At 70.1% G+C, this 24,408-nt stretch carries 23 protein-coding genes; 9 read left to right on the forward strand and 14 right to left on the reverse strand.

Annotation, left to right across the window (positions count from 1 at the left end; all coding sequences use genetic code 11):
• Positions 1 to 65: 65 nt before the first annotated feature.
• The 5 genes from MRBLMX7_RS08095 to MRBLMX7_RS08115 form a co-directional block, all read right to left on the reverse strand.
• Entirely contained in the window at positions 66 to 506 is a 441-nt protein-coding gene (locus MRBLMX7_RS08095; RefSeq protein WP_050723197.1) for a molybdenum cofactor biosynthesis protein MoaE, read from the reverse strand.
• Positions 503 to 991, reverse strand: a complete 489-nt coding sequence (locus MRBLMX7_RS08100; protein ID WP_363367391.1) for a MogA/MoaB family molybdenum cofactor biosynthesis protein — start codon at positions 989 to 991, stop codon at positions 503 to 505. Before MRBLMX7_RS08100 ends, MRBLMX7_RS08095 begins: the two co-directional genes overlap by 4 nt.
• Positions 992 to 1,051: 60 nt before the next feature.
• Complete coding sequence (locus MRBLMX7_RS08105) at positions 1,052 to 2,659, reverse strand: molybdopterin-dependent oxidoreductase (RefSeq protein WP_363367393.1); 1,608 nt, start codon at positions 2,657 to 2,659, stop codon at positions 1,052 to 1,054.
• Positions 2,660 to 2,737: 78 nt separating this feature from the next.
• Positions 2,738 to 3,019: a hypothetical protein gene (locus tag MRBLMX7_RS08110; RefSeq protein WP_363367395.1), complete on the reverse strand. Its 282-nt coding sequence runs from the start codon at positions 3,017 to 3,019 to the stop codon at positions 2,738 to 2,740.
• Between the two features lie 68 nt (positions 3,020 to 3,087).
• Positions 3,088 to 3,786 (reverse strand): GTP pyrophosphokinase, encoded by a 699-nt coding sequence (locus MRBLMX7_RS08115; protein ID WP_363367397.1) that lies wholly within the window; start codon positions 3,784 to 3,786, stop codon positions 3,088 to 3,090.
• A 220-nt stretch (positions 3,787 to 4,006) separates the two neighbouring features.
• Between MRBLMX7_RS08115 and MRBLMX7_RS08120 the strand changes: the two genes are divergently transcribed.
• Together MRBLMX7_RS08120 and MRBLMX7_RS08125 are read left to right on the forward strand one after the other, a co-directional pair.
• Positions 4,007 to 6,136: an APC family permease gene (locus MRBLMX7_RS08120; RefSeq protein ID WP_363367399.1), complete on the forward strand. Its 2,130-nt coding sequence runs from the start codon at positions 4,007 to 4,009 to the stop codon at positions 6,134 to 6,136.
• Between the two features lie 15 nt (positions 6,137 to 6,151).
• Complete coding sequence (locus tag MRBLMX7_RS08125; RefSeq protein WP_363367401.1) at positions 6,152 to 6,742, forward strand: GNAT family N-acetyltransferase; 591 nt, start codon at positions 6,152 to 6,154, stop codon at positions 6,740 to 6,742.
• On the opposite strand, the gene MRBLMX7_RS08130 is transcribed toward MRBLMX7_RS08125, so the two are convergent.
• The 3 genes from MRBLMX7_RS08130 to MRBLMX7_RS08140 all read right to left on the reverse strand — a co-directional run bounded on the left by MRBLMX7_RS08130 (position 6,729) and on the right by MRBLMX7_RS08140 (position 9,624).
• Positions 6,729 to 7,433: a GntR family transcriptional regulator gene (locus MRBLMX7_RS08130; protein ID WP_363367403.1), complete on the reverse strand. Its 705-nt coding sequence runs from the start codon at positions 7,431 to 7,433 to the stop codon at positions 6,729 to 6,731. The genes MRBLMX7_RS08125 and MRBLMX7_RS08130 overlap by 14 nt on opposite strands.
• Position 7,434: 1 nt before the next feature.
• Positions 7,435 to 8,136, reverse strand: coding sequence for a GntR family transcriptional regulator (locus tag MRBLMX7_RS08135; RefSeq protein WP_363367405.1), 702 nt, complete (start codon positions 8,134 to 8,136; stop codon positions 7,435 to 7,437).
• A 309-nt stretch (positions 8,137 to 8,445) separates the two neighbouring features.
• Positions 8,446 to 9,624, reverse strand: coding sequence for an SLC13 family permease (locus MRBLMX7_RS08140; RefSeq protein WP_363367407.1), 1,179 nt, complete (start codon positions 9,622 to 9,624; stop codon positions 8,446 to 8,448).
• 383 nt (positions 9,625 to 10,007) lie between these two features.
• On the opposite strand from MRBLMX7_RS08140, the gene MRBLMX7_RS08145 reads away from it, so the two are divergent.
• The 6 genes from MRBLMX7_RS08145 to MRBLMX7_RS08170 all read left to right on the forward strand — a co-directional run bounded on the left by MRBLMX7_RS08145 (position 10,008) and on the right by MRBLMX7_RS08170 (position 17,839).
• The gene (locus MRBLMX7_RS08145; RefSeq protein ID WP_363367409.1) at positions 10,008 to 10,097 is read left to right on the forward strand and encodes a potassium-transporting ATPase subunit F; all 90 of its coding nucleotides are present in this window, start codon (positions 10,008 to 10,010) and stop codon (positions 10,095 to 10,097) included.
• Positions 10,097 to 11,785: a potassium-transporting ATPase subunit KdpA gene (kdpA, locus tag MRBLMX7_RS08150; protein ID WP_363367411.1), complete on the forward strand. Its 1,689-nt coding sequence runs from the start codon at positions 10,097 to 10,099 to the stop codon at positions 11,783 to 11,785. Before MRBLMX7_RS08145 ends, kdpA begins: the two co-directional genes overlap by 1 nt.
• Positions 11,786 to 11,832: 47 nt before the next feature.
• On the forward strand, positions 11,833 to 13,950 hold the full coding sequence (kdpB, locus tag MRBLMX7_RS08155) for a potassium-transporting ATPase subunit KdpB (RefSeq protein ID WP_363367413.1): 2,118 nt from the start codon (positions 11,833 to 11,835) through the stop codon (positions 13,948 to 13,950).
• A gap of 108 nt (positions 13,951 to 14,058) precedes the next feature.
• The gene (gene kdpC / locus MRBLMX7_RS08160; protein ID WP_363367415.1) at positions 14,059 to 14,658 is read left to right on the forward strand and encodes a potassium-transporting ATPase subunit KdpC; all 600 of its coding nucleotides are present in this window, start codon (positions 14,059 to 14,061) and stop codon (positions 14,656 to 14,658) included.
• Positions 14,655 to 17,171, forward strand: a complete 2,517-nt coding sequence (locus tag MRBLMX7_RS08165; protein ID WP_363367417.1) for an ATP-binding protein — start codon at positions 14,655 to 14,657, stop codon at positions 17,169 to 17,171. The genes kdpC and MRBLMX7_RS08165 overlap by 4 nt, the downstream gene beginning before the upstream one ends.
• A complete protein-coding gene (locus MRBLMX7_RS08170) occupies positions 17,168 to 17,839 on the forward strand; it encodes a response regulator (RefSeq protein ID WP_363367419.1) in 672 nt (223 codons plus the stop codon). The genes MRBLMX7_RS08165 and MRBLMX7_RS08170 overlap by 4 nt, the downstream gene beginning before the upstream one ends.
• Here the strand turns inward: MRBLMX7_RS08170 and MRBLMX7_RS08175 are convergent.
• Positions 17,821 to 18,618 (reverse strand): TspO/MBR family protein, encoded by a 798-nt coding sequence (locus MRBLMX7_RS08175; protein ID WP_363367421.1) that lies wholly within the window; start codon positions 18,616 to 18,618, stop codon positions 17,821 to 17,823. The two genes, MRBLMX7_RS08170 and MRBLMX7_RS08175, sit on opposite strands and share 19 nt — an antisense overlap.
• Positions 18,619 to 18,796: 178 nt before the next feature.
• A complete protein-coding gene (locus MRBLMX7_RS08180) occupies positions 18,797 to 19,369 on the reverse strand; it encodes a TetR/AcrR family transcriptional regulator (protein WP_363367423.1) in 573 nt (190 codons plus the stop codon).
• Positions 19,370 to 19,464: 95 nt separating this feature from the next.
• On the opposite strand from MRBLMX7_RS08180, the gene MRBLMX7_RS08185 reads away from it, so the two are divergent.
• Positions 19,465 to 20,307, forward strand: a complete 843-nt coding sequence (locus MRBLMX7_RS08185) for an alpha/beta fold hydrolase (protein WP_363367425.1) — start codon at positions 19,465 to 19,467, stop codon at positions 20,305 to 20,307.
• A gap of 228 nt (positions 20,308 to 20,535) precedes the next feature.
• Here MRBLMX7_RS08185 and MRBLMX7_RS08190 read toward each other — a convergent pair whose 3' ends face one another.
• From MRBLMX7_RS08190 to MRBLMX7_RS08205, 4 genes are read right to left on the reverse strand one after another with little or no spacing between them, the layout of a single operon-like run.
• Positions 20,536 to 21,495, reverse strand: a complete 960-nt coding sequence (locus MRBLMX7_RS08190; protein WP_363367427.1) for a siderophore-interacting protein — start codon at positions 21,493 to 21,495, stop codon at positions 20,536 to 20,538.
• Complete coding sequence (locus tag MRBLMX7_RS08195; protein WP_363367429.1) at positions 21,485 to 22,285, reverse strand: ABC transporter ATP-binding protein; 801 nt, start codon at positions 22,283 to 22,285, stop codon at positions 21,485 to 21,487. The genes MRBLMX7_RS08190 and MRBLMX7_RS08195 overlap by 11 nt, the downstream gene beginning before the upstream one ends.
• Entirely contained in the window at positions 22,282 to 23,352 is a 1,071-nt protein-coding gene (locus tag MRBLMX7_RS08200) for a FecCD family ABC transporter permease (RefSeq protein ID WP_363367432.1), read from the reverse strand. The genes MRBLMX7_RS08195 and MRBLMX7_RS08200 overlap by 4 nt, the downstream gene beginning before the upstream one ends.
• Positions 23,349 to 24,392: a FecCD family ABC transporter permease gene (locus MRBLMX7_RS08205; protein WP_363367434.1), complete on the reverse strand. Its 1,044-nt coding sequence runs from the start codon at positions 24,390 to 24,392 to the stop codon at positions 23,349 to 23,351. Before MRBLMX7_RS08205 ends, MRBLMX7_RS08200 begins: the two co-directional genes overlap by 4 nt.
• Between the last annotated feature and the right edge of the window lie 16 nt (positions 24,393 to 24,408).

A 24,408-nucleotide genomic window follows, 5' to 3' on the forward strand; every position in this document is an offset into this window, starting at 1 on the left:
TCACCCCCGGTCGTTGAGCGAGCACAGCGAGACGAGACGCCCCACGACCGGAGGACGGACCGGGTTCAGCCGCCGATGCCCTTCCACAGGGTCGAGCCGTCGGACTCCAGCTGGCGCTTCCACACCGGGAGGTCTCTCTTGATGTCCTCGATCACGGCACGGCACACCTCGAACGCCTCGGCGCGGTGCTCGGCCGCCACCGCGATCACGACCGCCGCGTCACCCACCTGGAGGGTGCCGATGCGGTGGCTCACCGCGACGTCCACGCGGGCCGCGCCCACGGCATCCGCCCCCGCCTTCTCGGCGATGGACCGGAGCACGGCCTCGGCGTCGGGATGCGCGCTGTACTCCAGACCCACGACGGGGGTCTCGGCGTCGGGGTCGTTGTCGCGCACCCGTCCGATGAAGGTCGTGACGCCTCCGAGCGCCGGATCCTCGACCGCGCGCAGATGCGTGTCGAGGTCGAGCGGCTCCTCCGAGATGGCGGCGATGCGTACGGTGTTCATGAGTGGTCCCCTCCGTCGACCTGATCCACGACATGACGTGCGACCGTGAGGATCACGGGGATGCCGGAGGCCACGGCGCGCGTGGACCCCGGGAGGTTCACGATCAGCGCGCCCACCGGATCCACGATGCCCGCGAGACCCCGCGAGATCACCGAGAGCGGCGTGTCGGCGAGTCCGCTGCGACGCAGCTCCTCGGCGATGCCCGGCACCTCCCGCGTGATGACCTGTCGCGTGCCCTCGGGGGTCTGATCGCGCGGACTCACCCCGGTGCCGCCCGTCGTCACGATGAGCCGGATGCCGCGGCCGACCGCGCGCCGCAGAGCCTCGGCGACGGATTCCACCCCGTCGGCGACGATCTCGGCGTCGGGGCAGTGCCACCCGGCTTCCCGCAACAGACCCACCGCGATGGGGCCACCGCGGTCCTCGCGCTCACCCGCGAACGATCGGTCCGAGACGGTGATCACGCACGCGGGGAGTGACGTCATGGGTCCACCCTAGGGCGCGACGATGCCGCCCGCACGGACCTCGGGCCACCCGCGCGGATCTCAGACCACCCGGATGAGCGAACGCTGCCACCCCGACGACCCGTCGGGCGCGATGGGCGCTCGTTCCTCGATCTGCAGATCTCCGTTCTTGTTGACGGCTCGCACCGCCACGTAGTGCGTGCCCGGCGTCGCATCCCATTCGACGAACCACTGCACCCAGGTGTCCTCGTTGACGGGAGCCGACAGTGTCGCCGCCTGCCAGTCGCCGTCGTCGATGCTCACCTCGACGCGTTCGATGCCGACCGACTGCGCCCACGCGACGCCCGCGATCGGGACCTTGCCCGCATCGACCGCCGCTCCGAGCTTGGGGGTGTCGATGCGCGACGAGAACTTGATCGGCGCCTCAGCGCTGTATCCGCGCGGCGTCCAGTACGCCTCGTCATTCTCGAAGGTCGTGACCTTGAGCTCCGTGAGCCACTTGGTCGCCGACACGTAGCCGTAGAGGCCCGGCACGACCATGCGCACCGGGAAGCCGTGCTCGAGCGGCAACGGTTCGCCGTTCATGCCCACGGCGAGGATCGCGTCGAGGTTCTCGTCGGTCAGCGCCGACAGCGGGGTGCTCGCGGTGTAGCCGTCGACGCTCTTCGACAGCACCATGTCGGCGCCGTCCTTGACTCCGGCCTTCTTCAGCACCTCACGCAGCGGGACGCCGAGCCACTTCGCGCTGCCGACGAGCTCGCCGCCGACCTCGTTCGACACGCACGTCAGGGTGATCGAGTACTCGTCGAGGCCCATGTCGAGGATGTCCTGGAAGCTCATCTCCACCCGGTTGTCGACCATCCCGTCGATGACCAGTCGCCAGGTCGCGGGGTCGATCGTCGGCACGGTGAGCGCGGTGTCCACGCGGTAGAAGTCCTTGTTCGGGGTGTACAGCGAGCTGAGGCCCTTGATGTCGAGCTCGGCGCCGTCCGGCACGGTGACGGTCGACTTCGGCGAGGGGAGCTTGAGGGAGTCGCGGATCGACGCCACCGAGGCCACCGTCGTGCTCACCACGCGGGACGCGACGCCGATCACGGCCGCGGCCGCGGCCGTGATGCCGGCGAGCACGAAGAACTGACGTCGGCCGAGCTGCCTCGGAGTGCTGCTCGGTTGGTCGCCCGCGGCGACGTCGTCATCGTCGCCGACGCCGTCGCGGGTGGTCTCGACGACGCCGTCGCGCCAGGCGCGCAGACGACGGACGAGCAGGACGAGGATGATGGAGCCCACGACCGTCGCGATCACGGGCGGCAGGAACGCGAGGGGGGTCGCCCCTGCGCGCGTCACGATCGCGGCCGTCGACAGCGCCCCGGCGATCACGAGCGCGACGACGCCGAGCGGGGCCTTCACGAACTGCAGGATGCCGGCGATCGCCGAGGCGATCACCACCGCCAGTCCGAGCCCGGCCAGCAGCGCGATCTTGTCGTACTCGCCGAACGTCGCGATCGCGAACTCCTTGAACGGCTGCGGGACGATGTCGATCACGAAGCCGCCGACCGCGAGGATGGGGCTGGCTTCCCGCGCGACGATCAGCGCGAGCAGCTCGGCTGTCGCGAGGAACGTCCCGCCGCCGATGAGGCCGGCGAGCGCCGCCCACAGGAAGAACCTCTTGCGCGGTGCGTTCCGTGACATGTGCGTTCTCCTCGTTCGGCGGCGACGTGGGTCACCCTCTGTTCGGAGCGGACGCGGAAACGGATGCCGCGGTCGGCGTCAGAGCGGGCGGACCGTGATGGTTTCGCGGTCCTGGCTGCGGCGCAGGGTGCTGAGGCAGCGCGAGCAGAGGATCTCGACCGTGCGCGGGTGGTCCTCCCCGCACTGGCAGTCGATCGAGACGCGCCACTTCGCCTTGCGTCCGCACGGCGCGTAGGCCTCGTCGTCACCGTGGTCGCACTCGCAGCGCTGACGGCCGCGATCGAGGCCTACCAGCTCGTCGAGGCCGAGCAGCGCGCCGAGGTCGGTCGCCGTTCCGGCATCCTGTTGCGTCGAGGTCACCTGCCGATGCTCCCAGGGCGCGCGAGCTCCCGCAACCTCGGCGACGCGCCGGCGGGTGGCTCCCGGCGTCAGACCTGCACGACGTGGGGCGGCGGGGGCGGGGGCAGCTGACGCTGGGGCACGCCGTGCGCCTCGCGGTGGAGGCGTTCCATACGGGCGTCGAGCTCGGCGGCGGCCTCCGCGGCATCCGTCAGGCTCTCGACGAGGTGCGAGGGCACCTGGTTCGAGAACTTGTAGTAGATCTTGTGCTCGAGGCTGGCCCAGAAGTCCATCGCGATCGTGCGGAACTGCACCTCGACCGGCACGGACAGGGCGCCCGTGGAGAGGAAGACGGGCACCTCGATGATCGCGTGCAGGCTCTTGTAGCCGTTCTCCTTGGGCGTCGCGATGTAGTCCTTGACCGTGCGGACCGTGACGTCGTCCTGCGCCGTGAACAGGTCGAACAGGCGGTACACGTCGGCGACGAAGCTGCACGTGACCCGCACACCCGCGATGTCGGTGATCTCGGTGCGGATGCGATCGAAGTCCGGTTCCTCGATGCCCTTGCGCGCGATCTTCTCGACGATGCTGTCGGGCGTCTTGAGACGGCTCTTGACGTGCTCGATCGGGTTGTACGCGTGGTGGTGCGTGAACTCGTCGCGAAGGATGCCGATCTTGGTCTCGACCTCGCGCATCCCGAACTCGTACTCGCGCAGGAAACGCTGGAATTCGTCGCGGAGTTCCCGAGTCTGCTGGATGGCGTCGTCGGTGACCTGGAGGGACGTCATGACTCCGACGTTACGCGTTCGTGATCGGAAACGGCTGTGGATCGTCTATCTCTGCGAAACGCACGCCCCCGCCCGTCCCCCGCCCGTCTATTTCTGCCGTATGGCGCGAATAGACGGTCCGTCTCTGCCGTACGGCAGAAATAGACGGGCGGGAGAGGCCGTGAGGATTCCGTTAGGGTGCGACGACGCGCCGTAGGGATTCCGTCAGGATGTCGTGAGGATGCCGTGCACGGGCGTAAAGTCGCCGGACGTGTCAGATGAATCACGCGAGACCACGGATGCGCCTCCGCTCGCCAAACGCATCCTCATCGGCGAACCGCTGACGAGCCAGCAGGTCGACGACCAGCTGCTGCCCAAGAAGATGGCGCTGCCGATCTTCGCCTCGGACGCGCTGAGCTCGGTCGCCTATGCGCCGCAGGAGCTCGTGATGATCCTGCTCATCGGCGGCCTCACGTTCCTGTCGTTCACCCCGCTGGTCGCGACCGCCGTGGTCGTGCTGCTGATCGTCGTGGTGCTGAGCTACCGCCAGCTCATCAAGGCGTACCCCTCGGGCGGCGGCGACTACGAGGTCGCGTCGAAGAACCTCGGCGAGATCCCGGGCGTGATCGTCGCGGCCGCACTGCTCGTCGACTACATCCTCACCGTCGCGGTGTCCGTCGCCTCGGGCGTCGACAACATCATCTCGGCCGTGCCCGGTCTCGATCCGTTCCGCGTCGAGCTCGCGGTCGGCTTCGTGATCCTCATCATCATCGTGAACCTGCGCGGCGTGCGCGAGGCCTCGCTCGTCTTCGCGATCCCGACGTACGTGTTCATCGGCTCGGTCGGATTCATGATCGTGACGGGCCTGATCCGCACGTTCCTGGGCGACGCCCCCGTGGCCTCGAGCGCCGAATTCGCGGTGCACTCGGAGGACCTCGGCCAGGCCGCCGTGATCCTCCTCATCCTGCGCGCCTTCTCGAGCGGATGCTCCGCCCTCACGGGCGTCGAGGCCGTGTCGAACGGCGTGCCGGCCTTCCGCACCCCGAAGATCCGCAACGCACAGACGACCCTCGTGCTGATGGGCTCGATCGCGGCATGCCTGTTCGCCGGTCTCACCGCGCTCGCGCTCATCGCCGGCGTGCACTACGCCGAGAACCCCTGCGACCTCGTGGGCTTCGACTGCTCCAACCCGCAGCCGAGCCTCATGGCGCAGATCGCCTCCGCGACGTTCGGCGGGGGCAGCATCCTGTTCTTCGTCATCCAGGCGGCGACCGCGTGCGTGCTGCTGCTGGCGGCGAACACCGCGTTCAATGGCTTCCCGCTACTCGGGTCGGTGCTGGCGCGCGACGGCTACGCACCGAAGTCGCTGAACACCCGCGGCGACCGCCTCGTGTTCTCGAACGGCATGATCGTGCTCGGCATCGCCGCGATCGCGGTGCTCGTGGTGTTCCAGGCGCGGCTGACGACGCTCATCCAGCTGTACATCATCGGCGTGTTCGTGTCGTTCTCGCTCGGTCAGATCGGCATGGTGCGCCACTGGCGGCGCGTGCTGCGCGGGCCTGCGGAGAAGACGTCGAGTGACGCGATCGACGGCGCCTCGGCATCCGATCGCCGCTCCGCCAAGGTCGGTCTCATCATCAACTCCGCCGGTGCGACCCTCACGGTGCTGGTGCTCGTGATCGTGACGATCACGAAGTTCACCCACGGCGCCTATCTGGTGTTCTTCGCGATCCCGATCCTCGCCTTCCTCATGCTCGGGGTGAAGCGGTACTACCGTGACGTCGAGCACGAGATCGCGATCGACGACACCACGAAGTTCGGTGCCACGGGGGACCTGGCGATCGTGCTCGTGAACCGGCTGCAGAAGCCGGTGGCCAAGGCCGTCGACTACGCGGTCGCCGCCAAGCACGACAAGACGATCGGCCTGCACGTGGCGGTGGCGTCGGACGACGTGGCCCCGCTGCAGAAGGAGTGGCGCGACCACCAGGTGCCCATCCCACTCGTGATCGCCGAGTCGCCGTACCGCTCGTTCGCGCAGCCCGTGGCCCAGTTCATCAAGCAGTACCGCGAGAAGCACGGCGCCTCGGTCGTGACCGTGTACCTGCCGCAGTACATCGTCGGCCACTGGTGGGAGACGTTCCTGCACAACCGCCGCGCCCGCCGCATGGCGAACCAGCTCATGCTCGTGCACGGCGTGACGATCACGCTCGTGCCGTGGCTGCTGGACTCCTCGGAGCTCATCTACGGACGCCGGTCGCGGCCGCTGCCGGGTCAGGAGCGCGCAGGGCGGCCGGTGGTCGTGACCGGGCGGCGCGCGCACCGACCCGAGGGCCCGCCGGAGGACGGCGCTGAGCATCCCACCGAGGGCTGATCCTAGGCTGGAACCATGAGCACTCACGACGTCTGGCCCCTCCGCACCGAGCGCCTGCGGATCCGGCCGCTCGTCCCGGCCGACATCGACGTCATGTGGGAGTGGCGGCGAATTCCCGAGGTGAATCGCTGGCTGGGGCTCGCCCCCGACACTCTCGACGCTTTTCGCGAGCGCTACCTCGACCCCGATCGGCTCGCGGCGATGCATCTGATCGAGCTCCTGCCCGATGGCGACGGCGCCGCCACTCCGATCGGCGACCTCATGATCAAGGTCGGCGACGGATGGGCGCAGCTCGAGGTCGCCGAGCAGGCGCGCGGCGTCGAGGCCGAGCTCGGCTGGGTGCTCGACCCGGCGTACACCGGGCGAGGTTACGCCACCGAGGCGATCCGCGCCGTGATCGACGCGTGCTTCGGACCGCTCGGGCTGCGCCGCGTGCATGCCGGATGCTTCGCCGACAACGAGCCCTCCTGGCGGCTCATGGAGAGAATCGGGATGCGACGGGAGGAGTTCAGCCGCAGGACCGCACTGCACCGGTCGGGGGAGTGGCTCGACGGCATGAACTACGGCATCCTCGCGGAGGAGTGGGCGGCGCTCAGGGGGCAGTGACGCCGTCGACCACGAACGTGTAGAGGTCGCGCACGATGTCGGCGGCCTCCACACGGTCGCGCTCGCGTGCGGCCACGACGAGCGCCTCGACCACCGATCGCAGCATGGCCGGGTTACGCTGACGGCTCAGCATGCGGATGCCGAACACCATCGCCCGGCGCTTCGCGGCGTGCAGCGCTCGCAGGTACGCGTTCGTCGAGAATCCCGCCAGCAGGTCGAGGAGGTCCCACAGCCCCTCCGCCCCCGCGACCTGGTCCAGGCCGGCGTCCGACCACAGCGCCGCGACCTCGTCCGCCCTGTCGAGGAACGTCGCGATCTCAGCATCCGAGGCGTTCGCGAGCCCCAGATCGACCGCCGCGACCGAGAGCCCCACGCACTCGGCGGCCACCGCCACGAACCACGCGGGAGTGGGTGTCGTGACCACCGAGGCGCGGTTGAACCGCGGCTCGATCAGGTGCATGCCCTCCAGCGCGCTGAGCGCGGAGCGCACGGTGGCCGGCGCGACCGAGAGGCGGCGAGTGAGGTCCGAGACCGAGAGGGGGTCGCCGGGGGCGAGCTCACCGGACACGATGGAGCGGGCGAGGCTGTCGACGACGGCATCCACCCGCGAGGATGCGTGCGGGGTCGACGGCTCGGCACCGCCGATGAGGCGGCTGTACAGGAAGCCGTCGCCGCGCGCGTCGTCGTCCACGTCAGCGCCGCGCGTTCTTCTCGACGGCGATCGCCGCAGAGCGCAGGGGCTCGATGGTGACATGCGCGAAGAGCGGCTCGATGATCTCGCGGAATCGGTGTCCGTCGCGGTGGGTGAGCGCTACGCGCAGCTCCGCGAGGGCCGTACGCATGTGCTCGACGAAGGCGTCGGGCACTCGTTGTTCGGGCACGGTGCGGGTGAGATGGAGGGCGAGCTGCCCGTCGAGGATCTCGATCATGGTCCGGTTCCCCGCGTTCGTGACCACCTCGGCCCATAGCGCGTACCAGTGCTGCAGGCCCTCCCTGGTGGCCGCCCAGGCGAGGTCGGTGCCGAGCATCCCGTCGATGCGCCGATGCAGCGACGCGACCTGCTCGTCGGTGTAGTCCGGCACCGCGGTCACGGCGCAGTACCCGATCATCGCCACCGCGGCCTCCGCACGGTCGGCCTGCGCGTCCAGGTCGACGGGGGCGACGCGGGTGAAGCGGTTGGTGCGCACTTCGATCAGGCCGAGGTCGGCGAGCCGGTTGAGGGCCTCGCGGATCGGAGTGCGCGAGACCCCGTACTCCGCCTGCAGATCCTGGTCGCGGATCTCTTCGAGCGGCTGCATGCGCCCCGACACGATCTCCTCCGCTAGGGTGCTGAACACCTGGTCGCGGATGAGCTGCCGCGGCCGGATGGGGAGGTGCTCGCTGTTGTCGTCCACGGGCACACTCTAAGTCGCCGGTATATTGCCGCACCACACATCAGACACTGAAGTTTCACCGGCCGTTCCAGGCCTTCAGTAGCGTCGAGGCGTAGGGCAGCGGCTCACATTTCCGGCACAACTCCCCAATCCGTGCCATGGATTCCCCAGATCCCCCGATCCTGGGCCGCTGCCCTTATCCATGCCCGCGCGCCGAGGCTGCGGGACATGCGGGTGGCGGGACCTGCGGGTTCCCGTCGCAGTCGGTGCCGCTTGCGACGCATCCCAGCGGCACGAAATGCGACCGGAGCGGCGGATCGACGGATGCCGTCAGCCGGCGACGAGCGCCAGCGCGAGGGTCGCGACGACCACCGTCGGCACTGCGACGGCCGCACCCCACAGCATGAGCGTGCCCCAGCGGATCTCGACGCCCAGCGACACGACCCGGTGGTGCCAGAGCAGGGTCGCGAGCGAGGCCCACGGGGTGATCAGCGGGCCGAGGTTCACACCGATCAGCAGGGCCATCAGGGCGACCGGGTCGGAGGCCGCGGGCTCGAGGATCAGGTACGCCGGAAGGTTGTTCACGCCGTTCGCGGCGAGCGCTCCGGCCGAAGCGAGGCCGAGCAGCTGACCGACGCCCTGGCCGTCGGTCGCAAGCGCAGACAGGAAGTCGAGGATGCCGTTGGCGTGCGCGGTCTCGACAAGCACGAACAGCGCGGTGGCCAGCCCGATGGCCTGCCACGGCACGAGTGACAGGCGCAGCACGTGCCGTCGGCGCACCGCGAACAGCACGATCAGCAGCACGGCGGCCGCGGTCGCCGGGATCCACACGTCGTGAGTGAGGGCGAGCAGAGGCAGCAGCGCGAGGAGGATGCCGGTGGCGACCCAGAACAGCACGCGGTCCGACGGGTCGCCGGACGACGGCATCCGATACGAGCCGAACAGGGTGCGGCGATGCACGATCGTGAGCAGCGCGACGGGCACCAGGATGCCGACGAGCGTCGGCGCCCAGCTCAGCGCGAGGAACGATGCGGGGCTCTCGCCGATCGCGGGCGCGGCGAGCAGGTTCGTGAGGTTCGACACCGGCAATGCGAGGGAGGCCGTGTTCGCGAGCCACACCGTCGCGAGGGCGAACGGCAGCGGTGAGACACCGATGCTCTGCGCCAGCACGACCACCACGGGCGTGACGATGACCGCGGTCGTGTCGAGCGACAGGAACACCGTGCTCACGACCGCGAGCAGTACGACCGAGGCCCACATGGCGATCACCCGGCCTCGCCCCCACCGCGCGAGACGCTGAGCGAGGACGTCGAACACCGCGGCGTCACGGGCCAGTTCGGCGACGATCGTGATCGCCACGACGAAGCCCAGCACCGGGGTGATTCGGGCGCCCAGCGCCCCGGCATCCGGAGCGGGGAGGATGCCCGTGACCAGGCACACCGCGGCGACGGCGACGAGCACCAGGACGATGATGGTGCCCGGCCCCAGCCGGCGTCGCGTCGCGCTCACTTCGTGAGTGTACGACCGCGCGGGGTCATCCGGCCCGTTCGCCGGGGCGACGCGCTCACCGGGCGTCACTTTCGGGGGCCGACACGATCATCTCGGGGGCCGACACGCCACATCGCGGACGATCGCGTCGCGGACGGCCGATATCTGACGTGTCGGCCCCCGGAGTGGGTAACGGGGATGAGCCCCGCAGCCCCACCCCGCAGCCCCACCCCGTGAGCATCCCGCATGCATTCCGGCATACCGCCGTAGGCAAAGCGTGAGGATGGCCGCACCGGCCTCCGCACGGGAGTTGTATCGACTTTCGTGCTCGACATCATCTACATCGCGCTGACTCTCGCGCTCTTCGCCCTGGTCTCCCTGATAGCGAAGGGGGTGGAACGCCTGTGATCGTCTTCGAGATCATCGGCGCGGCCCTCGCGGTCGCCGCGATCGTCTACCTCGTGATCGCCCTCGTCGCGCCGGAGAAGTTCTGATGGGCGGCGGATCCGGCGCCGAGATCTGGTTCGGCGTCCTGCAGGCGGCGGTGCTGATCGCCGCACTCGTGCTGCTCTACCGCCCCCTCGGCGACTACATGGCGCACGTCTTCAGCACTCCGCGCGATGCACGCGTCGAGCGCGGCGTCTACCGGGTCATCGGTGTGAATCCGGCATCCGAGCAGACCTGGCGCGCCTACGCACGCAGCGTCCTCGCGTTCTCGGTGGTCGGCCTGCTGCTCGTCTACGGCCTGCAGCGTCTGCAGGCGTTCCTCCCCGAATCGCTCGGCCTCCCCGCTGTCCCCGAGGGACTCGCGTTCAACACGGCGGCGTCCTTCGTCGCCAACACGAACTGGCAGTCGTACTCGCCCGAGCAGACCATGGGCTACACGGTGCAGCTCGCGGGCCTCACGGTGCAGAACTTCGTGTCGGCGGCGGTGGGCCTCGCGGTCGCGGTCGCCCTCATCCGCGGGCTCTCCCGTCGTGGCTCGACGACGATCGGCAACTTCTGGGTCGATCTGATCCGCGGGCTCGGCCGCATCCTGCTGCCGATCGCCCTGATCGCGGCGATCGCGCTCATCGCGGGCGGCGTGATCCAGAACTTCGCCGGCTTCACCGACGTGACCACGGTCTCGGGCGGCACGCAGAGCATCCCCGGCGGCCCGGTCGCCTCGCAGGAGGCCATCAAGCTGCTCGGCACGAACGGCGGCGGCTTCTTCAACGCCAACTCCGCGCATCCGTTCGAGAACCCCACCGGCTTCACGAACCTGCTGCAGATCCTCCTCATCCTCATGATCCCGTTCGCACTCCCCCGCACCTTCGGACGCATGCTGGGCGACAACCGCCAGGGCTACGCGATCGCCGCCGTGATGGGCACGATCTTCCTCGTGTCGACGTTCGCCCTCTCGGCACTGGAGCTCGCCGGACGCGGCACCGCCCCCGAGCTGGCGGGAGCTGCCATGGAGGGCAAGGAGGTGCGCTTCGGCATCCTCGGTTCGGCGCTGTTCGGCAGCGCGAGCACCCTCACTTCGACCGGAGCCGTGAACTCGATGCACGACTCCTATACGGCGCTCGGCGGCATGATGCCGATGCTCAACATGATGCTCGGCGAGGTCGCCCCCGGCGGCGTCGGCTCGGGCCTGTACGGGATGCTCGTGCTCGCCGTGATCGCGGTGTTCGTCGGCGGACTGCTGGTCGGCCGCACCCCCGAGTACCTCGGCAAGCGCATCGGTCCGCGGGAGATCACCCTCGCGAGCCTGTATATCCTCGTGACGCCCACCCTCGTGCTGCTCGGCACCGCGCTGAGCTTCGCGATCCCCGGAATCCGCGCGGATGTCGAGGCCACGAGCATCCTCAACCCGGGCGTTCACGGCATGAGCGAGGTGCTCTACGCCTTCACCTCGGCGGCGAACAACAACGGCTCCGCGTTCGCCGGCCTCACCGCGAACACCCCGTGGTTCAACACCGCCCTCGGCGTCGCGATGCTGCTCGGACGGTTCATCCCGATCGTGCTCGTGCTCGCCCTGGCCGGATCGTTCGCCGCCCAGCAGCGCGTCCCCGAGACCACCGGCACGCTCCCCACCCACCGACCCCAGTTCGTGGGACTCCTCACCGCCGTGACCGTCATCATCACGGCCCTCACCTACTTCCCGGTGCTCGCACTGGGACCCCTCGCCGAAGGACTCTGACCATGGCTACGCGCGTTTCGCACGTTTCGTCTCGCTCCGCTCGCTCAATGACCGAAGGGGAGGATGCCGCGGCAGCCACCCCCACTTCCGCACCACGCTCGTTCGGGTGGGCGCAGCTCACGCAGGCGCTGCCAGGCGCGCTGCGCAAGCTGAACCCGGCATCCCTCGTCCGCAACCCCGTCATGCTGCTCGTCTGGCTGGGCGCGGCGTTCACGACCGTGCTCGCAGTCGCCGAGCCGTTCCTCGGGGGACCCGCGGCCTCCGGCGGCACCGCCGTGCCGGCCCTGTTCACGTGGGGCATCGCGATCTGGTTGTGGTTGACCGTTCTCTTCGCGAACGTCGCGGAGTCGGTCGCCGAGGGCCGCGGCAAGGCGCAGGCCGCCACGCTGCGCAAGACCCGCACGAGCACGATGGCCCGGCGCGTGGTCCGCTACGACGCGACGACGGATGCCGCGGCAGAGCGCGCCGAGACCGTCGAGGTCTCGTCGGCCGAGCTGCAGCGCGACGACATCGTGATCGTCACGGCCGGCGACCTGATCCCGGGCGACGGCGACATCGTCGCGGGCATCGCGACCGTCGACGAGTCGGCCATCACGGGCGAGAGCGCGCCGGTGATCCGCGAGTCCGGGGGCGACCGCAGTGCCGTCACCGGCGGCACCCGCGTGCTGTCCGACCGCATCGTCGTGCGCATCACCTCGAAGCCCGGCGAGACGTTCGTCGACCGCATGATCGCGCTCGTCGAGGGCGCGAGCCGGCAGCGCACCCCGAACGAGATCGCGCTGAACATCCTGCTCGCGAGCCTGTCGATCGTCTTCGTGGTGGTGGTGCTGGCGTTGAATCCGATCGCGTCGTACGCGGCGTCGCCCGTCAGCATCCCCGTGCTGATCGCTCTTCTGGTGTGCCTCATCCCGACCACGATCGGCGCGCTGCTCTCGGCCATCGGCATCGCCGGCATGGATCGCCTCGTGCAGCGCAACGTGCTCGCGATGTCGGGCCGCGCGGTCGAGGCCGCCGGTGACGTCACGACCCTGCTGCTCGACAAGACCGGCACGATCACCTACGGCAACCGCCGTGCGCACGAGGTGCTGCCGCTGTCGGGCGTCGACGCCGAGGAACTGCTGCGCATCGCGGCCCTGTCCTCCCTCGCCGACCCCACCCCCGAGGGGGCGTCGATCGTCGAACTGGCGACGAGTCGCGGCATCCGCGTCGAGCAGCCGGCGGATGCGGTGGTCGTGCCGTTCACGGCGCAGACCCGCATGTCGGGGCTGGACCTCGCCGACGGCACGCAGATCCGCAAGGGCGCAGGCTCCGCGGTGGCCGCGTGGCTCGGACTGGGAGCGGATGCCGCGCTCGCCGCCCTCACCGACGGCGTGGCCTCGAGCGGCGGGACCCCCCTCGTCGTCGCCGTGCGGGCGGCCTCCGCCGACCGCATCCTGGGCGTCGTGCACCTGAAGGACATCGTCAAGGACGGCCTGCGCGAACGCTTCGACGAACTGCGCAGCATGGGCATCCGCACGGTGATGATCACAGGCGACAACCCGCTCACGGCCGCCGCGATCGCCGAGGAGGCCGGCGTCGACGACTTCCTCGCGGAAGCGACCCCCGAGCAGAAGCTCGAGCTCATCAAGCGCGAGCAGGAGGGCGGTCGTCTCGTCGCGATGACGGGCGACGGCACGAACGACGCCCCCGCGCTGGCTCAGGCCGACGTCGGCGTCGCGATGAACACCGGCACCTCGGCCGCGAAGGAGGCCGGCAACATGGTCGACCTCGACTCCGACCCGACCAAGCTCATCGACATCGTGCGCATCGGCAAGCAGCTGCTCATCACCCGCGGCGCCCTCACGACGTTCTCGCTCGCGAACGACATCGCCAAGTACTTCGCCATCATCCCGGCGATGTTCATGGGCGTCTTCCCCGGACTCGCGGTGCTCAACATCATGCAGCTCCACTCCCCGGCATCCGCGGTGACGAGCGCGATCGTCTTCAACGCGATCGTGATCGTATTCCTCATCCCGCTCGCGCTGCGGGGTGTGAGGTACCGGCCGGCGAGCGCCTCGCAGATCCTGCAGCGCAACCTCCTCGTCTACGGCCTCGGCGGAGTGATCGCGCCGTTCCTCGGCATCAAGCTCATCGACCTCGTCGTGAGCCTCATCCCCGGATTCTGACCCACGGCGCGTTTCGTCTCTGCGTTTCGTCTCGCGAAGACCCGCACTGAGCGAGCGCTAGCGAGTCGAAGTGTCGCTCAACGACCAGGTCCTAGAGAAAGGTCCCCCATGTCCACCCGTTCCACCCTCCGCACCACCGGCGTCGCCGTGCGCGCGATGATCGTCCTCACGCTCGTGCTCGGCGTCGCGTACACGCTCGTCGTCACCGGGATGGGTCAGCTGCTCCTGCCGTTCCAGGCGAACGGCTCGCCCCTCGCCGACGACAAGGGCGGCTCCCTGATCGGTCAGTCCTTCACGGACGCCGACGGCGAGGCGCTCCCCCAGTACTTCCAGTCCCGCCCGTCGGCGGCCGGCGACGGCTACGACGGCACGAGCTCGAGCGGCAGCAATCTCGGCCCCGAGAACGCCGATCTCGTCGCGGCGATCGAGGAGCGTCGGGCGGCGATCGCGCAGCGCGAGGGCGTGAGCGAGGATGCCGTGCCGGCCGACGCCGTGACGGCATCCGCCTCCGGTCTCGACCCGCACATCAGCGTCGACTACGCGCTGCTGCAGGTCCCTCGGGTCGCGGCGGAGCGAGGCCTGCCCGAGCAGGAGGTGCGCGACCTCGTGGAGTCTAGGATTCAAGGGCGGGATCTGGGATTCCTCGGCGAAGAGCGCATCAACGTCGCGGAGATCAATCTCGCGCTCGATGAGCGGGAGGGCGAATGACGGCATCCGGGAGGCGCGGCCGACTGCGCGTGCTGCTCGGTGCGGCGCCCGGAGTCGGCAAGACGTTCGAGATGCTCGCCGAGGGGCGGCGCCTGCTCGACGAGGGTCGCGACGTCGTGATCGCGATCGTCGAGACGCACGACCGCGCGGCGACTGCGGCGCTGACCGTCGGCATCCCCGAGATCCCCCGACGCACCGACCTGCACCGCGGCGTGCCGCTCACCGAGATGGACCTCGACGCCGTGCTCGCGCGGCGCCCGGAGATCGCGCTGGTCGACGAGCTCGCGCACACGAACATCCCGGGCTCGGCGCATCCCAAGCGCTGGCAGGACGTCGGCGAACTCCTGGATGCCGGCATCGACGTCGTCACGACCGTAAACGTGCAGCACATCGAGTCGCTCAACGCGGTGGTCGAGAAGATCACCGGGGTCGCGCAGCAGGAGACGATCCCGGATGCCGTGGTGCGGGCGGCAGAGGAGGTCGAGGTCGTCGACCTGGCGCCGCAGTCGCTGCGCGACCGTCTCGCGGCCGGACTCGTGTACCCCGCCGAGCGCATCGACGCGGCGCTGTCGAACTACTTCCGCCTCGGCAACCTCACCGCCCTGCGCGAGCTCGCGCTGCTGTGGCTCGCCGACGAGGTCGACTCCGCCCTGCGCAGCTACCGCGCCGACCACGGGATCGAGGGCACCTGGCAGGCGCGCGAGCGCGTGGTCGTCGCCCTCACCGGAGGCCCGGAGGGCGAGACGCTGCTGCGCCGCGGGGCCCGCATCGCCGCGCGCTCTGCCGGCGGGGAGCTGCTCGCGGTGCACGTCGCCGCCCAGGACGGACTGCGCGACGAGACGCCGGGCGCGCTCGCGGCGCAGCGGTCCCTCGTCGAGTCGCTCGGCGGCACGTTCCACCAGATCATCGGCGACGACATCCCCGAGACCCTCGTCGAGTTCGCCCAGGGCGCGGACGCCACACAGCTCGTGATCGGCGTGAGCCGTCGCGGCCGCCTCGCCGCCGCGCTGACCGGCCCGGGCATCGGCGCCGAGGTCATCCGCCGCTCCGGCGACATCGACGTGCACATCGTCACACACGCCGCCGCCGGAAACCGCGTGCGCCTCCCCCGCATCACCGGCGGTGCGCTGGGCTGGCGCCGACAGGTGCTCGGCTTCGCGCTCGCGCTCGTGGTCGGTCCGGTGCTGTCGTGGATCATGTTCACGTTCCGCAGCCCCGAGTCCATCACGGCCGAGGTGCTCGCCTACCAGCTGCTCGTGGTCGTGGTGGCACTCGTCGGCGGCGTCCGTCCGGCGGTGTTCGCGGCCGTGCTGTCGGGCATCACCCTCGACTTCCTGTTCGTCGCGCCGTTGTTCACGATCACGATCGCGCATCCGCTCCACGTGCTCGCGCTCGCGCTGTACGTCCTGATCGCCGTGCTCGTGAGCATCATCGTCGACCAGGCCGCCCGGCGCGCCCGCACCGCGCAGCGCGCCGCCGCCGAGGCCGAGCTGCTCGCCGCCGTCGCGGGCAACGTGCTGCGCGGCGACAACGCCGTGCTCGCGCTCGTCAGTCGCACGCGGGAGGCGTTCGGCCTCGCCGGTGTGCGCCTGCTGACGCCGGACGGCGAGGTGCTCGCGAGCGATGGTGAGCCCGTGCCGGACGGCCGTGCGACCAGGATCGACGTCGACGGCGCATCGCCCGCGGTGCTCGAGCTGCACGGCGAACCGCTCGACACTCCCGCGCGGCGGCTGCTCGACGCGATCGTCGCCCAGCTCGCCGCGGCCATCGAGCACACCGATCTGCGCGCGACGGCACGCGAGGCCGTGGCGCTCGCCGAGACCGACCAGGTGCGCAGCGCGCTGCTCTCCGCCGTGAGCCACGACCTCCGGCGCCCGCTCGCGTCGGCCGTCGCCGCGATCGGCGGGCTCCGCGGGGCGCACGGGCTGTCGGCATCCGATCGTGAGGAGCTGCTCGCCACCGCCGACGAGAGTCTCGCGACGCTGTCGACCCTCGTCACCGATCTGCTGGATGTGAGCCGCGTGCAGGCCGGGGTGCTGGCTGTGTCGACCATGCGCCTCGACATCGCCGGGCCCGTGCTCGCGGCCGTCGACGAGCTCGACCTGGGTCCGGACGACGTCGAGCTCGCGCTCGACGTCGCGCTTCCGGCGGTGGCGGCCGATCCCGTGCTGCTGCAGCGCGTGCTCGTGAACGTGATCGCGAACGCGCACCGTCACGCGCCCGCCGGCAGCCGCGTGATCGTGTCGACGAGCACGCTCGGAGAGCGGGCCGAGATCCGAGTGATCGATCGCGGTGCGGGCGTTCCGGTCGAGAAGCGGGACGCCATCTTCCAGCCGTTCCAGCGGCTCGGCGACACCGACAACACGACCGGACTCGGGCTCGGCCTCGCCCTGTCGCGCGGGTTCGCCGAGGGCATGGGCGGTAGCCTGACTCCCGAGGACACCCCGGGAGGTGGCCTCACCATGGTCATCTCGCTGCCGCTGGCCGGCGCCGACAGGGAGGGGGCGGAGTGAAGCTCCTGATCGCCGACGACGACCCGCAGATGGTGCGGGCGCTGCGCATCACGCTCGCCGCACACGGGTACGAGGTCGTCGTCGCAGCCGATGGCGCCGCCGCGGTCGCCGCCGCCGCGCAGACCCACCCCGACCTCATCATGCTCGACCTCGGGATGCCGCGGCTCGACGGCATCGAGGTCATCCAGGCCCTGCGCGGATGGACGAGTGTGCCGATCATCGTCGTCTCCGGGCGCACCGGCTCGGCCGACAAGGTCGAGGCGCTGGACGCCGGCGCCGACGACTTCGTCACGAAGCCGTTCCAGGTCGACGAGCTGCTCGCCCGACTGCGCGCGCTGTCCCGCCGCGCGGCGCCGGCCGGCGGGGAGTCGACCGTGGGGTTCGCCGACGTCGTGGTCGACCTCGCGACGAAGACCGTCACGCGCGCGGGGTCTCGGGTGCATCTGACACCGACCGAGTGGCGGATGCTCGAGCACCTCGCCCGGCATCCCGGTGCCCTGGTGACCAGGCAGGACCTCCTCAAGGAGATCTGGGGTAGCGAGCAGGTGTCGGACTCGGGCTATCTGCGCCTGTACATGTCGCAGCTGCGCAAGAAGCTCGAGCGCGAGCCCGGCGCTCCCGCGCATCTGCTCACCGAGTCCGGGATGGGCTACCGGCTCGTGCTCTGAAGCGCGCGGCGCCGCAGCATCCCGAGCACGCCCGCGACGACGAGCAGCGCGGCGACGATACCCGCGACGACTGCGGTGACCGTGCTGTCGGGCTCGCCGGTCGTGCGTCCGACCGCGACCCACGCCAGGCCCCATGCGGTGGCGAGGGATGGGGCGATGCGCATCGTCAGGAGCGCGCTGGCCGCACCGATCACGAGCACCGCGACGAGGACGACGACTGCCCAGACCTCGGCGGCGTCCGCCCAGTCGGCCGGGGCGATCTGCGTGAGCCAGGCCGTGATGTTCGCGACGGTCGCGATCGTGACCCAGCCGAAGTGCAGGCCGTTGGTCCCGTCGACGACGATCCGCTCGGCCCATCCGCGGGCCGGGCGGCGGTTCAGCAGCAGGATGACGCGCGCCAGAGTCGCGAGCAGAACGGCGATCATGAGCACCGTGAGCGGCAGCGTCAGGAACTGCGCCGTGACGAGCCAGAGGCCGTTGAGCACCATGGTCGCGGCGATCCACCAGCCGGCCGCGCGCTGCCGGTCGTTCGCGCGCTGCGCCGGGAGCGCCTGCCAGACCGTGTACGCGATGAGCCCGATGTAGATGAGGGACCAGATCGAGAACGCCGGTCCCGCGGGTGCGAGGTAGGAGCCGGAGGCGGAGAGCGCTCCGTCCTGCAGTTCGCTCACGGAGGTGCCGCCGAATGCTCCGGAGCCGACCGCCGCGGCGATGAGCATGAAGACCGCGGCGGCGATGGTCGCGGTCTGGCGGGAGATGTCCTGCATCCGAGATTCCATGTCCCGCACGCTACGCGAGCGAGCGCGCGTCCCGGAGGGCCTTGACTCTCGCCAAGCAACTGTCTAGCCTGGCTAGCGAAATGTGATCCGGACGATATGGGTTCACACGATCCGCAGGAGATCTCGCGTCACGCAGGGCCGCTTCTCTCGCATGATCCTGCGAATCGAGAGATCTCCGTCAGAGTGCGGGGGCCGTGACCGCTGCCGAGATCAGCACATCAGCCGCGTCGCGCGCCTGCGCCGCCACCCGGGAGTCGCCAGAGATCGCGGCGGTGCTCTGCGCACCCTCGGCGAGGATCGAGAGCTGGGCGGCAAGGGATGCCGGGGCGCCGGCGTCGACCACGAGCCCGGCCATGTAGGCCTGGAACGACGCCTTGTGCGCGCGGACGATCTCCGCGACCTCGGGGTTGGTGCCTCCGAGTTCGCCGAAGGCGTTGATGAAGGCGCAGCCGCGGAAGTCGTCGGCGCAGAACCAGTCCTCGAGGTATCCGTAGACGGCGAGCAGCCTGTCGCGCGGATCCGCGCCGGCATGCGCCACGGCGTCGCTGAGTCCGCTCTCCCACTCGGCGTGCTTGCGGTCGAGCACGGCCTTCACGATGTCGGTCTTGGCGGGGAACAGCGAGTAGAGCCTCCGTAGCGACACTCCAGACGCGGCCCGCAACTCGTCCATGCCGACAGCGGCGTATCCCTTGCGGTAGTACAGCCCCTCAGCCGCCGCAAGGATCTGTTCACGCGCTGTTTCCTCGGTCATGCTCCCAGTGTACTTGACATGAGAACGATCGTTCTCTAGATTGAGGACATCGAGCGAGAACGATCGTTCTCACCGGAACCGAAAGGATCAGGATCATGGGTTACATCACCGTCGGCAACGAGAACAGCGCCCCCATCGAGCTCTACTACGAGGACCAGGGCTCCGGGCAGCCGGTCGTGCTGATCCACGGCTACCCGCTGGACGGTCACAGCTGGGAGCGTCAGACGCGCGAACTGCTCGCGCAGGGCTACCGCGTCATCACCTACGACCGCCGCGGCTTCGGCCAGTCGTCCAAGGTCGGCACGGGCTACGACTACGACACGTTCGCGGCAGACCTGAACACGGTGCTCGAGACCCTCGACCTCCGCGACGTCGTGCTCGTCGGCTTCTCGATGGGCACCGGAGAGCTCGCCCGCTACGTCGCGAAGTACGGACATGAGCGGGTCGCGAAGCTCGCGTTCCTCGCCTCGCTCGAGCCCTTCCTCGTGCAGCGCGACGACAACCCCGAAGGCGTGCCGCAGGACGTGTTCGACGGCATCGAATCCGCAGCGAAGGGCGATCGCTTCGCCTGGTTCACCCAGTTCTACAACGACTTCTACAACCTCGACGAGAACCTCGGCTCGCGCATCAGCCAGGAAGCCGTCGACGGCAGCTGGACCGTCGCGATCGGCAGCGCACCCGTCGCCGCCTACGCCGTCGTCCCCGCCTGGATCGAGGACTTCCGCGGCGATGTCGAGGCCGTTCGCGCTGCCGGCAAGCCCACCCTCATCCTGCACGGCACGAAGGACAACATCCTGCCGATCGACGCCACCGCGCGCCGGTTCCACCAGGCCGTGCCCGAGGCGGAGTACGTCGAGGTCGAGGGCGCCCCGCACGGGCTCCTCTGGACCCACGCCGACGAGGTCAACGCCGCTCTGAAGGACTTCCTCGCGAAGTAAGGCCCAGCCATCCCCGGTCGTTGAGCGAGGAGCACAGCGCGACCCCCGGGTCGTTGAGCGAGGAGCGCAGCGACGAGACGAAACGCGGTGAGTCCCGAGAAGGGGTCACCGCGTTTCGTCTCGCTGCGCTCGCTCAACGACCCCGGGGCGGATGCGCTCGCTCTACGACCCGGGGGGCGGATGCGTTCGCTCAGCGACCCGGGGGCGCTCGCTCGACGACCGACGGCGTCAGCCGCGCATCGCGACCCCGCGACGCCAGTAGCCCATGAAGGCCACCTGTCCGCGGTCGATGCCGAGGTCCTTCACGAGGTGCCGGCGCAGGGTCGTCACGACCCCGCTCTCACCCGCGATCCAGAAGTAGCGGTCCGCGGGAGCGTCCGTCACGGCGATGTCCTCGCCGAGCCCGGAGTAGTCGGGGGTCTCCCACAGCAGATCCTCGGTGTCGACGTCCTTCACGTCGAGGTCGTCGCCAGCGTCCGCGTCGCCGAGGTGGGCGAGCACCGCGGGGATCAGCAGCGCACCGTGCACCTGCTCCTCGGAGCGAGGCAGCCAGCGCACCTCCACACCGGCCGGCGCATCGATCGCGAGCTCGTCCTCGGCGGAAGGCACCTCGATGAACGCCACGCCGCGGAGGTCGCGGGGAGCGTCTTCGAGCACGCGCGCGATGGCGGGAGCTGCGGTCTCGTCACCCGCGAGCACGACGGATGCCGCGCCTCCGGGCTCGTACTCCGCTCCACCGTGGTCGGACGCCGCGACACCGCGCCGCGGCCCCACGAGGAACAGCTCCTGGCCGACCGTGGCCGCATCGGCCCAGCGCGACGCGGGACCCGTGAGACCGGGCGCGAGGTGCAGCACGAAGTCGACGTCGAGCTCGGTCCCGGCATCCGTCACGCGCAGGTCGCGCACCGAGTAGGTGCGCATCGATCCGCGCTCCTCCTCGGGCACGGCGAGGAAGGAGCCCCACCAGTCCCCCGTCTCCCGGTCGAGCGTCGGCAGGACGCCGGATGCCGGAGGGAAGATCAGCTTGATGCGGGCGTCGAAGACGTCGCCCGGGGTGCCGAACTCGAACAGCTCCTCGCCGCCGAAGGTGACCCGCACGAAGTTGGGCGACACGCGTTCGACGCCACGCACCTCGGCGCGCGCGAGGACGTAGGTGGGGCGGTCGGTGGTGGTCGTCTCAGCGGACATGATGCCTTCCGATCGGGGTGACCATCGGCTTCCCGGAGACCGGGTCGACGGTGATCTGGTTGGCGAGGCCGAAGACCTCTTCGACGTGCTCGGCGGTCACGACCTCCTGCGGCGTGCCGGTGACGTGCACGCGGCCGTCCTTCATCGCGACGAGCTCATCGGAGTAGCGGGCCGCGAGGTTGAGGTCGTGCAGCACCATGACGATCGTGGTGCCGCGCGACACGCTCAGGTCGGTGAGCAGGTCGAGGACCTCGACCTGGTGGGCGACGTCGAGGAACGTCGTCGGCTCATCGAGCAGCAGGATGTCAGTCTCCTGGGCGAGGGCCATGGCGATCCACACGCGCTGCCGCTGCCCGCCCGACAGCTCGTCGACGCTGCGGTCGGCGAGCTCGGTGGTGCCGGTCGCCGCGAGAGCATCCGCCACGACCTCGTAGTCGTGCGCGCTCCACCGCGACAGCATCTTCTGATGCGGATGCCGGCCACGGCCGACGAGGTCGGCGACCGCGATGCCCTCGGGCGCGACGGGCGACTGCGGCAGCAGACCCAGGATGCGCGCGACCTCCTTGGTCGGACGCGAGTGCACCGAGGTGCCGTCGAGGACGACCTGCCCGGCGGTGGGCGAGAGCAGGCGGGCGAGGGAGCGGAGCAGCGTCGACTTGCCGCATCCGTTTGCCCCCACGATCGTGGTGATCCTGCCGGGGGCGATGTCGAGGTCGAGGCCGTCGATGATCGTGCGATCGCCGTAGGCGAGGGTGACGGCGTCCGCCCTCAGGGTGTGCGCTTCGGTCACAGAGAGCCTCCCGAGCGGTTGGTGCGGATGAGGAGATAGATCAGATAGGGGGCGCCGAGCACGCCGGTGATCACGCCGACCGGGTAGCGCTCGCCGAACGCGAACTGTCCGATGAGGTCGCTGCCGAGCACGAGCACGGCCCCGACGAAGGCGCTCGGCAGGAGCAGGTTCGCTCCGGGTCCCGTGATGCGGGCCGCGATCGGGCCGGCCATGAACGCCACGAATGCGATCGGTCCGGTCGCCGCCGTCGCGAACGCGAGCAGGGCGACGGCGCCGAGGATGCAGAGCACGCGCGTCGCGTTCACCCGCACGCCGAGACCGGATGCCGAGTCGTCGCCGAGCTGCATGGTGCCGAGCGCGCGGCCCTGAGCGAGCATCAGCGGCACGATCACGACCGCGGCGACCGCGAGCGGGGCCACGCGCTCCCACGAAGCGCTGTTCAGGCTCCCGGTGAGCCACTGCATCGCGGTCTGGATGTCCCACGACGCGGCCCGCGACAGCACATACGAGATGACGCTCTGCAGCATCAGGGAGACGCCGATGCCGATGAGGATCAGCCGGGTGCCCGCGAAGCCGCCCCTGATCGACAGCAGATAGATGGCCCCGGCGGTGACGAGCGCCCCGGCGAGAGCCATGAGCGACACGAGCGGGCCGCTGAAACCCAGCACGATGATCCCGATCACCGCTGCAGCACCGGCGCCGTTCGAGATGCCGATGATGTCGGGCGACGCGAGCGGGTTGCGCAGCAACGTCTGGAACGAGACGCCGGCCATGCCGAACGCGATGCCGGCGAGGATTGCCAGCGCAGCCCGAGGCAGGCGCAGCTCGCCGACCGTGAACGACGCCCCGGGCACGGTCTCGCCGAGGATCACGCGCACCACGGCGTCGAGCGGGTAGAACGTGTTGCCGATCATGAGCGCAACCGTGAAGAGCACGAGCAGCAGCACACCGAGCACGACCGTCGCGACGGCGTGGCGTCGGTGTCGCGCGCGGCGTCCCCGGACGATCGCGGCGGCGCGGTCGGCGATCGAGGTCTCCCCGGGGGCGGTGCGGTCCGTGGTGGTCACAGTTCACGCACCTTCTGCCGACGCACGATCCAGATGAAGAACGGCGCACCGATGATCGCGGTGATGATGCCGACCTGGATCTCCTCGGAGGACGGCGAGATGACCCGGCCGACGACGTCGCTCGCGAGCAGGAGTGCAGCACCGGCCATCGCCGAGAACGGCAGCAGCCAGCGGTGGTCCGTGCCGATCAGCATCCGGCATACGTGCGGGATCACGAGGCCGATGAATCCGATCGGACCGGCGATCGCGGTCGCCGCGCCGGCGAGGATGACCGCGCCGAGCGCAGACACCAGCCGGGTGCGGAACACGTTCTCGCCGAGGCCCTTGGCCATGTCGTCGCCCAGCGCGAGCGAGTTCATGCCCCGCGCGCTCGCGAGGCAGATGAGCGCGCCGAGCGCGAGGACCGGCGCTGTCAGCGCGATACGCGGCCACTCGGCTCCACCGACCCCGCCGATCTGCCACGACTGGAAGGCCTGCAGCAGGTCGACGCGAGGAAGCATGACGGCGCTGATGAGCGAGGCGAAGGCGGCGGAGGTGGCTGCCCCCGCGAGCGCGAGCTTGAGCGGGGTCGCTCCGCCCCGGCCGAGCGAGCCGACCGTGTACACGAACGCGGCCGCGACGGCGGCACCGGTGATCGCGAGAGCCATCTGCCCATAGGGGTTGGTGAGTCCGAGGAACGCGAGTCCCAGCACCACCGCGAAGGACGCACCGTTCGACACCCCGAGGATGCCGGGGTCGGCGACCGGGTTGCGGGTCACCGCCTGCATGGTCGCACCCGACAGTGCGAGAGCTGCTCCGACGAGAAGCGCGAGGACCGTGCGCGGGATGCGCTTGACGACCGCGGCTTCGGCGATCGTGTCGGCGTGCCCCGACAGCGCGGCCCCGATGTCGTCGAGCGTGACGGCGCGCACGCCGAAACTCACCGAGAGCGCGCACAGCACGAGGAGCACGCCCGCTCCGGCCAGCAGCCAGAGGGTACGCGCCCACGCCGGGCGTCGCAGGTCTGCGATGCCCGGCGTGGCTGCGGTGACAACGGTCACGGGTCAGAGCGGAGTG

Origin of the sequence: Microbacterium sp. LMX7-1.2 (assembly GCF_040675935.1) — a bacterium.
Classification (GTDB): Bacteria; Actinomycetota; Actinomycetes; order Actinomycetales; family Microbacteriaceae; genus Microbacterium.